This window comes from Acetobacter nitrogenifigens DSM 23921 = NBRC 105050 (assembly GCF_000429165.1).
Lineage (GTDB): Bacteria > Pseudomonadota > Alphaproteobacteria > Acetobacterales > Acetobacteraceae > Acetobacter > Acetobacter nitrogenifigens.
Genome location: NZ_AUBI01000015.1, coordinates 86,202 through 92,856, shown reverse-complemented (window position 1 = coordinate 92,856; position 6,655 = coordinate 86,202). Strand labels below are relative to the sequence as shown.

The following is a 6,655-nucleotide window of genomic DNA, read 5'->3' as shown; positions in this document are numbered from 1 at the left end:
GACTCATGCCGCCTCCATCATGTCAGGGCGCAACCACGCCGGACTCAGTTCGTCCTCATGCGCGTCGCGGAACCAGGTCGTGTGATCGGTGAAGCGCAGCGGGCACGTGCCGGTCGGCCCCTGCCGGTTTTTGGCGAAGATCACGTCCGCCTTGCCCTCGGACATGCTCACCCGCTGCGCCATGGCGCTGCAGCGATTGGCATAATCCTCGGCGGCTTCCTTCTCTTTCCGCGCGAGGCCGCCATCGGCCATTTTCTTGAGGTAGTAATGCTCGCGATGCAGGAACAGCACGACATCCGCGTCCTGCTCCACCGCGCCGGAGTCACGCAGATCCGCAAGCTGCGGCCGCTTGTCCTCGCGCCGCTCGTTCTCACGGTTCAGCTGCGCCAGAACGATGATCGGGATCTGCAACTCCAGCGCCAGCTGCTTGAGCTGGCGCGAAACCAGCGTGATCCGCTCATACGGATTCATGTCGGCGCGTTCCGAACCGGACGACATCAGCGAGATATAATCGACGACGATCAGATCCAGCCCCTTGCGGCTGCGCGCCATGCGCCGGGCGCGCGAGCGCAGCCGGGCCACAGTGATCGCGGGCTGGCTGTCGATCTCCAGCGACAGGCCCGCCGCCGCGCGCTCCCCGGCTTCCAGATCTCGCCACTGCCAGTCCGACAAAGGCTCGCGCTCGCCCGTCTCGACATCTTCCGGCAGATCGTAACGACGCCCGGTGAAGACCGATTGCGTCGACAGGTTCGCCCAGGCGGCGCCAGCGCGCGCGCCAAGCTGCTCCGCCTTCATCTCGCCCGACCAGAACAGCACCGAACTGCCCGCCGCCGCCGATCGGGTGGCGATGCCAAACCCCAGCGACGTCTTGCCCATGGCGGGCCGCGCACCCAGCACGTAGATCGCCGTCGGCAGCAGCCCGCCCGTCATGCGGTCAAGTGCGCGATACCCCCATGACGCGCCCGCCAGACCCGTGCCGCGCGCCGAGGCCTCCAGCGCGTTCAGGCGCGCGGCCTCGATCGACGCTTCAAGACTGACCGTGGGCATTTCTTCCGCCATGCCGCGCGCCAGCGCCAGCAGACTGCTTTCCAGACCATCAACAATGTCCGACGCCGACGCGTCGCCGGGGCGGCAGCACAGATCGAGCGTCTCCGAACACGCCTTGAACAGACGCCGCCGCAACCACGCGTCGCGCACGGCGGCGGCGTAGTCCCGCGCGTTGATGATGCCCACCATCGCGCGCAGCAGCGCGCCCAGAACCTCGCCCGACGACTGGCGCCCAAGCAGCACGTCGCCGTCGATATGCGGCCTGACCGTAATCGGGCTGGCCTCGACATTCTGATGCACCAGCTTGCGACAGACCTCGAAGATCCGGCCATGAATCGGAACGGCGAAATGCTCCGGCTCGCAGATGTCGTCCACAAGCTGGAACGCTTTGTTGTTCGTCAGGATGGCGCCGAGCAGCGACTGCTCCGCCGCCACGTTCTCAGGCAGCGCCCGGAACGCGTTCGTAAAAAGACCTTCCTCAGACATCCGCCGTTCCATTTATAGCTTGAGGGCGAAACTTCAGGCCGCGCCAGATCGCGCCGTAACTGACAGGATCTCCGACGCCCAATGGCGGCCGAGTTTGCGCAGCCGGGGGCAGAACCCGCGCGGGGCCGTCTGCGTCTGCCGCTCTCGCTGCGACTTTGGCCTTCGCCTGGGCGAACCACGTCGCGAACGTGGACTGGACCACACCCATCTCACTCCGGATTTCGGCGAGCGAGCGGCCAGCGTCCATCAAGGCGATGATCTGCCTCACTGCGTCCTGCTTACGCTCAGTCTGCGTTTGAGAGGCGACCGCGCCGTCCAGTTTACGCGCCAGTATCGCCCAGTTTGCGATCGTCCCTTTCGAGACGGCGAGGCGCTCGGCCATCTGCACTTGCGTCAGGCCTTCTTTTTCATATTTCGCAACAAGCGCCACGCCTTCGGCGCGGGTTGGCCTGACTTTGGGCGCAGCGGAAATTTCTCGATGACTCATGGCGCCGTATCCATGATCGGCAGCCATCCGCCCTGATAATGCGATTCCGTCCAGCCGCGCTCCCAAACGAACCACGCATATTGTTTGTTGCCGCGTTTCTTTTTTCCGTCTTGCGCCACGACCGGCTTGCCATGAGGCGGCATGTCGACACGTTGCGAGAAATTCCACTTCCGCGCTGGCGTGAAGATGCGATACCACTTCGCGCGCTCTATCCCCTCGACGTATCGGATGGGCAGAAGCAGGCAGATGCGATCAGCGCCCGCATCGAAACCAATCTCGACGACCTCTTCCCAGCGGTCATAAGGCGGGTTCGAGACAATGTTGCGTGGGCGCCAGGTCCGGATTGTCTCGCGCAGGCAGCCAGTCGACAGCAACGGATTACCCAAATCCCTGTCGATCAGGTCGCAACCATAAGCATCCATCCCGGCGCCGCGCAGCGTGCGCGGAACCGTTCCAGATCCCGCGCACGGGTCCATAACGGGACGGTCGAAACGACGCTCGACCTCCAGCAAAGCCCGAACAGCCCACGCAGGTTCGACGTAGAAATTGTGCGTATCTCGGTCATAGGCGCTGACCTTGGCGTTGCGTCCGCTCATTTGACGGACACAAAGCGGGTCAAGGGGGCAAGGAAACCAAGAGACGCCAATACAGGACGCAGGCCGCGACGCGCATTGATGATGTTGCCCAGATGTCCCTTGGTGATCCCGAACTTGTCCGCAGCCTTTTGCTGGCTACCGCACTGTCGCACAAAAGTATTCAGTTTTTCGTAAACGGTCTTACCGCCGACAAGAGACTTTGGATCGGCCGCCACGGGATAGCGGGCGACGGGAACCAGACCGACTGCGCGTGCGACATCCTCATGGTATCGCACGGCATCCTGCGTCTCGTAAACGCGGCGCGCGTCGACATTGTGCAGACGGGCGAACGCAGAAACGCCGCCAGCTTCACGGATTGCGGTATTCAGTTTTCCGTAAAAGTCCTTTGGGTGGATCAGGTCATCCGACATACCAGAAACCCCTCGGCGATTTCATCTTGCTATTGTCGACGCAAGTCATGCCGCCAGACGTGCGAACCTGTTTCGTAAGGTCCGGCCGCACGCGAAAACTCGCGGCGAGCGCGCAGACATCCAGATCACGGCGCGGGATCGAGTAAGGCAGCTTGCGCGGTCGCGCGCCAAATTTACGCGGCGATGGCATGTCCGGCCTTTCTGGCATTGCGCTTTTCGCGCTGTTTGCGGGAGATTCCCAGAATTATACGGCGCTGATAGATGGAGCGTTCCGAGACGCCGAGCCTGCGCGCCTGCATCGCAACGCTGACGCCGCAGATCGCAAAGTGCCTCAGAATTGGATCAATCGAGATCCAGTCGCATGATTCGCGCGCCATTACGCCGACGCCGCCACGATATGCGGCCGCGTTCCGGCGATGATCTTCGTCATCCCGGCGGCGATATGCTCGGCCACGCTCTTGACCCGCTGCATATGCGCCAGCATCGCCTGCGCCTCATGCACATCGACGACGCCATCTTCCAGAATCTCGAAACCCTTGCGGATCGCGTCGGACGTTTCCTCGGTAAAACGCTGCATGTCGCGTGGAAGATGCCCTTCCCCGAACTGCGTCGGCACCAGCATATAGCCTTCGGCGTGGGCCATGGCGGACAGGATCAGCGGCGCCTGTGCGCACAGATCGAGCATGATCGCGACATCGACAGGCACGATATGCGGGCGGTCGCGATTGCCGTAATCGGACAGGTTCGATTTCCCGACGCGCACCACGCAGGCCGCGGCGTCCAGACCGCCGCAGCGCTTCACCGCCTCTTTGGTCGCCGTCTTGATGGAGGGGATCGGCATCAGACCCTCTCTCCGTCAGACGTTCCACCAATCGGCGGGTTGGTTGGCGGCCGTGTCGGAATACGTGTCTGACACGCTGTTTCAACGCGGACAGGCTCAACCCCGTCATCTTTCTGGCGGCTGATTATAGCCCGCTCGTAATCTCTGTTCATGCACGGGCTCCCTTCACGGCTGAGCCCCGCACAAGAATGACGTCCGCGTCGCTGATCTGCATTTCGACCGAAAGATCGGCCATATGGACGCCCTCCACGACCACGTTGTTTCCGGCGATAAGCTGCGCCGCGTGGCGACCGTTTTTGGCGTAGCCACGCGCGATCAGCAGCGAGCCGAGGGTGGCGGCTGAGGCGGGTTGCCTTTGCGCAACGGGCTTGATCTCTTCTGGCGGTACGTGAAATTCGGCTACCCGAGCATTGAGCTTGTCGACCGAATGTTTGACCGCACGCGCCGCATCATCGCTTTGTTGCTTAAGTTTCCCTAAGTCCGTCACCGCTGCAGCGTCCACGTACGCCCTGACAGAGGCGACATCCGCATCCGAGGCGATCGATCGCTGGCCCGCGCTCAGATGGTGCCGCACGACCGCTTCCACATCACGCCCGGCGCCGTCGCTTTCGACCCATGCGACGGCGCGATCGAGGTGGGCGAACATGACGTCGTCAGAGGTCCACGCGCGCTGGCGGGCTATTCGGTAAAGTTCGAGGCGGAGCGGTTCCGAGTGACTGACAATTTGCTTAATGTCACTCTGATGCACATCGATACTCATTCTCTTTCTTTTCCTTCAACTGGATATTTTGCTCTCGATATGCAAAGACCATCAAATAAATCTGGACGAATTAGTTCACGAGGTATGTTGAATTTCTTCTCTATTTGGACAATGTGTCGCGACGGCACCTCTCGCCACTTCACGACTGAAGAATGATTTTTGTAGCCGAGCGCCTGCGCAAGCTTTTTGCATCCACCCGCTCGCCTTCTGATTTCCAGCATGTCCATATCCGGATATGTGCCTCACAAGAACAATATCGGTCAAGCGAAATATGTTCCTATTGAGCACACAAGAAACGCGTGCGTTTGGCATGATCTCCCTCATGAGAACCGATATGGGCGAGCGCCTCAAAACTCTCCGAAAAGCTAGAAAGCTAACGCAAATTGAGGTTGCGGTAGCGACTGGGATTGACCGCGCGTATTTATCAAAACTAGAAAATGGAAATGTAGGAACGAGTATAGAGACGCTAGAGGCGCTATCTGATTTTTATAAAGTTTCTATTGATTTCATCTACAGAGGCATTGACTACAATAATTCGCGCCCTGACGAGGCGAGTTACGCTCTCTATACACGAGAGGAGGTCGCGATGATCAACCTGTGGCGAACTATGGATGAGGGTCAGCAACGGTTGCTTATGACGCTGCTCGGAAACGCCATTCGGGCTGGAGTCGCTTAGCTGCAGTTTTTCCGCAATGTAACTGAATTCGCAACGCTGCATTGCATCTATGTAACAGAACAAAAGGCGAACACAAGGTCATTTTCATTGTCTTGCTGAAAAACACACGTATTTGATTAATACGCTGAATCGCGCACTCAGCTTGATCAGCAATGTTTTGTAATGGAATGCAATATGAATTATCGCTTTCTCTCTTTGGGGCTATTTTTACTTAGCTCGTGCAGCGTGGACATTACGCCTAAGGCCGTTGGCGGGAGTAAATCAGACGGCACAGTCACCTTAGGCTACGAGTATGGCCAGTTTGACAGACCAAACGTCGACATGGCGGCCGCCCAAGCATCCGCTGAGAGACGATGCATAGCCTGGGGATATAAGCACGCCGAACCGTTTGATGCGGCCGATAATGTCTGTGAGCAACGGAATCTCTACGGCACCTGCACACACACTAGGGTTAACATTCGCTATCAGTGCGTGAATTAAGGACAGCAGGGGTAGTTACCCAAATCCCTCGCGCGAAATGTGCCTAACGTGAACATTTTTCTGTTGCCATGCATGTTCCTGTGAGGCACACATGCTCCATCGCCACCCGCGATGGAGCAACCAATGTCCGCAGTCACCCATATGCGAGCGGTCTCTGACGCAGCGCTTGAACGCTGCCAGTCCGCCAGCGCCCTGATCGGCGCATTATTACCCCTCCTTGATCCCACGGCGCCGCAGCCATCGGCTCTGCAGGTCGCTCATCTTCGAAGCGCTGCCCTTAGCCTTGTCGACGCCGCCCTGACAGAGCCAGGTGAAGGCGGATCGACGACACGCCTTGTCGGCGTCGGTCTGGCGGCCGCCTACACGGGCATGCCGCTGGACGATTTTCTCGACATCCTCAACACAGGGCGTCCGCCGTCCCATGCCTTTGTCGACGGCGAGCCCATGTTCAACGTCAAGATTCTTGATGATTGGCAGATTGATCTGTCTCTATCTGCTGAGCCGCCCCACGACTTCGATCAACACCTATTCGCAATCCGCAAGCAGCTAATCCTTGCAGGCGTGCCATGAACCGTGATCCGTGGTCGCCCATCGATGAAGAGCCGCGCGGGGTTCGTGCCCTCCTGTACGCGGCTGCCCTCGTGATCGTGATCTGGTCGGCCATTTTCCTGATTATTTTCTCGCCCGGCCGCTGACATGTCGGATCGTCCGATCCGAAGCCATGTTCCGCGCTGGACTGTGACAGTCCGCCGCGTTTACGCCCGGCGGTATCAGGTTATCGCGAAAGATCAGCACGGATGGGCCGTCACGTTCGACGACTGTATCCGCCGCAATGTTGACGGAGAGGATCTGATCGTCGGCACGACAACGAA

General features: G+C 59.6%; 13 protein-coding genes. 5 read left to right on the top strand and 8 right to left on the bottom strand.

The genetic code is table 11. From position 1 onward, the window contains the following. Positions 1-3: 3 nt before the first annotated feature. From G442_RS24030 to G442_RS0115110, 5 genes are read right to left on the bottom strand one after another with little or no spacing between them, the layout of a single operon-like run. Positions 4-1,533, bottom strand: coding sequence for a replicative DNA helicase (locus G442_RS24030; RefSeq protein ID WP_051292386.1), 1,530 nt, complete (start codon positions 1,531-1,533; stop codon positions 4-6). Beyond that, complete coding sequence (locus G442_RS0115125; protein WP_154660391.1) at positions 1,526-2,020, bottom strand: MarR family winged helix-turn-helix transcriptional regulator; 495 nt, start codon at positions 2,018-2,020, stop codon at positions 1,526-1,528. The genes G442_RS24030 and G442_RS0115125 overlap by 8 nt, the downstream gene beginning before the upstream one ends. Continuing rightward, positions 2,017-2,616 carry a hypothetical protein gene (locus G442_RS22630; RefSeq protein ID WP_051292385.1) on the bottom strand — a complete coding sequence of 200 codons (600 nt, stop codon included), beginning with the start codon at positions 2,614-2,616 and terminating at the stop codon, positions 2,017-2,019. The genes G442_RS0115125 and G442_RS22630 overlap by 4 nt, the downstream gene beginning before the upstream one ends. Further along, positions 2,613-3,026 carry a hypothetical protein gene (locus G442_RS0115115; protein WP_026398664.1) on the bottom strand — a complete coding sequence of 138 codons (414 nt, stop codon included), beginning with the start codon at positions 3,024-3,026 and terminating at the stop codon, positions 2,613-2,615. The genes G442_RS22630 and G442_RS0115115 overlap by 4 nt, the downstream gene beginning before the upstream one ends. Continuing rightward, positions 3,016-3,216, bottom strand: coding sequence for a hypothetical protein (locus tag G442_RS0115110; protein ID WP_026398663.1), 201 nt, complete (start codon positions 3,214-3,216; stop codon positions 3,016-3,018). The genes G442_RS0115115 and G442_RS0115110 overlap by 11 nt, the downstream gene beginning before the upstream one ends. Here G442_RS0115110 and G442_RS25225 point away from each other — a divergent pair. Continuing rightward, the gene (locus G442_RS25225; protein ID WP_154660390.1) at positions 3,215-3,391 is read left to right on the top strand and encodes a hypothetical protein; all 177 of its coding nucleotides are present in this window, start codon (positions 3,215-3,217) and stop codon (positions 3,389-3,391) included. The two genes, G442_RS0115110 and G442_RS25225, sit on opposite strands and share 2 nt — an antisense overlap. 11 nt (positions 3,392-3,402) lie before the next feature. On the opposite strand, the gene G442_RS0115100 is transcribed toward G442_RS25225, so the two are convergent. From G442_RS0115100 to G442_RS25220, 3 genes are all read right to left on the bottom strand, one after another. Further along, entirely contained in the window at positions 3,403-3,867 is a 465-nt protein-coding gene (locus tag G442_RS0115100) for a hypothetical protein (protein WP_026398661.1), read from the bottom strand. A gap of 148 nt (positions 3,868-4,015) precedes the next feature. Continuing rightward, positions 4,016-4,627, bottom strand: a complete 612-nt coding sequence (locus G442_RS0115095; protein WP_026398660.1) for a hypothetical protein — start codon at positions 4,625-4,627, stop codon at positions 4,016-4,018. Continuing rightward, complete coding sequence (locus tag G442_RS25220; protein WP_161628377.1) at positions 4,624-4,848, bottom strand: helix-turn-helix domain-containing protein; 225 nt, start codon at positions 4,846-4,848, stop codon at positions 4,624-4,626. Before G442_RS25220 ends, G442_RS0115095 begins: the two co-directional genes overlap by 4 nt. Positions 4,849-4,961: 113 nt before the next feature. Between G442_RS25220 and G442_RS24025 the strand changes: the two genes are divergently transcribed. The 4 genes from G442_RS24025 (at position 4,962) to G442_RS26460 (ending at position 6,478) form a co-directional block, all read left to right on the top strand. Then, a complete protein-coding gene (locus G442_RS24025; protein WP_161628376.1) occupies positions 4,962-5,303 on the top strand; it encodes a helix-turn-helix domain-containing protein in 342 nt (113 codons plus the stop codon). 162 nt (positions 5,304-5,465) lie between these two features. Next, positions 5,466-5,783 (top strand): YecR family lipoprotein, encoded by a 318-nt coding sequence (yecR, locus tag G442_RS26590; protein WP_084440636.1) that lies wholly within the window; start codon positions 5,466-5,468, stop codon positions 5,781-5,783. Between the two features lie 123 nt (positions 5,784-5,906). Then, positions 5,907-6,353 carry a hypothetical protein gene (locus tag G442_RS0115080; RefSeq protein WP_026398659.1) on the top strand — a complete coding sequence of 149 codons (447 nt, stop codon included), beginning with the start codon at positions 5,907-5,909 and terminating at the stop codon, positions 6,351-6,353. Then, positions 6,350-6,478 (top strand): hypothetical protein, encoded by a 129-nt coding sequence (locus G442_RS26460; protein WP_264801666.1) that lies wholly within the window; start codon positions 6,350-6,352, stop codon positions 6,476-6,478. The genes G442_RS0115080 and G442_RS26460 overlap by 4 nt, the downstream gene beginning before the upstream one ends. Positions 6,479-6,655 lie beyond the last annotated feature (177 nt).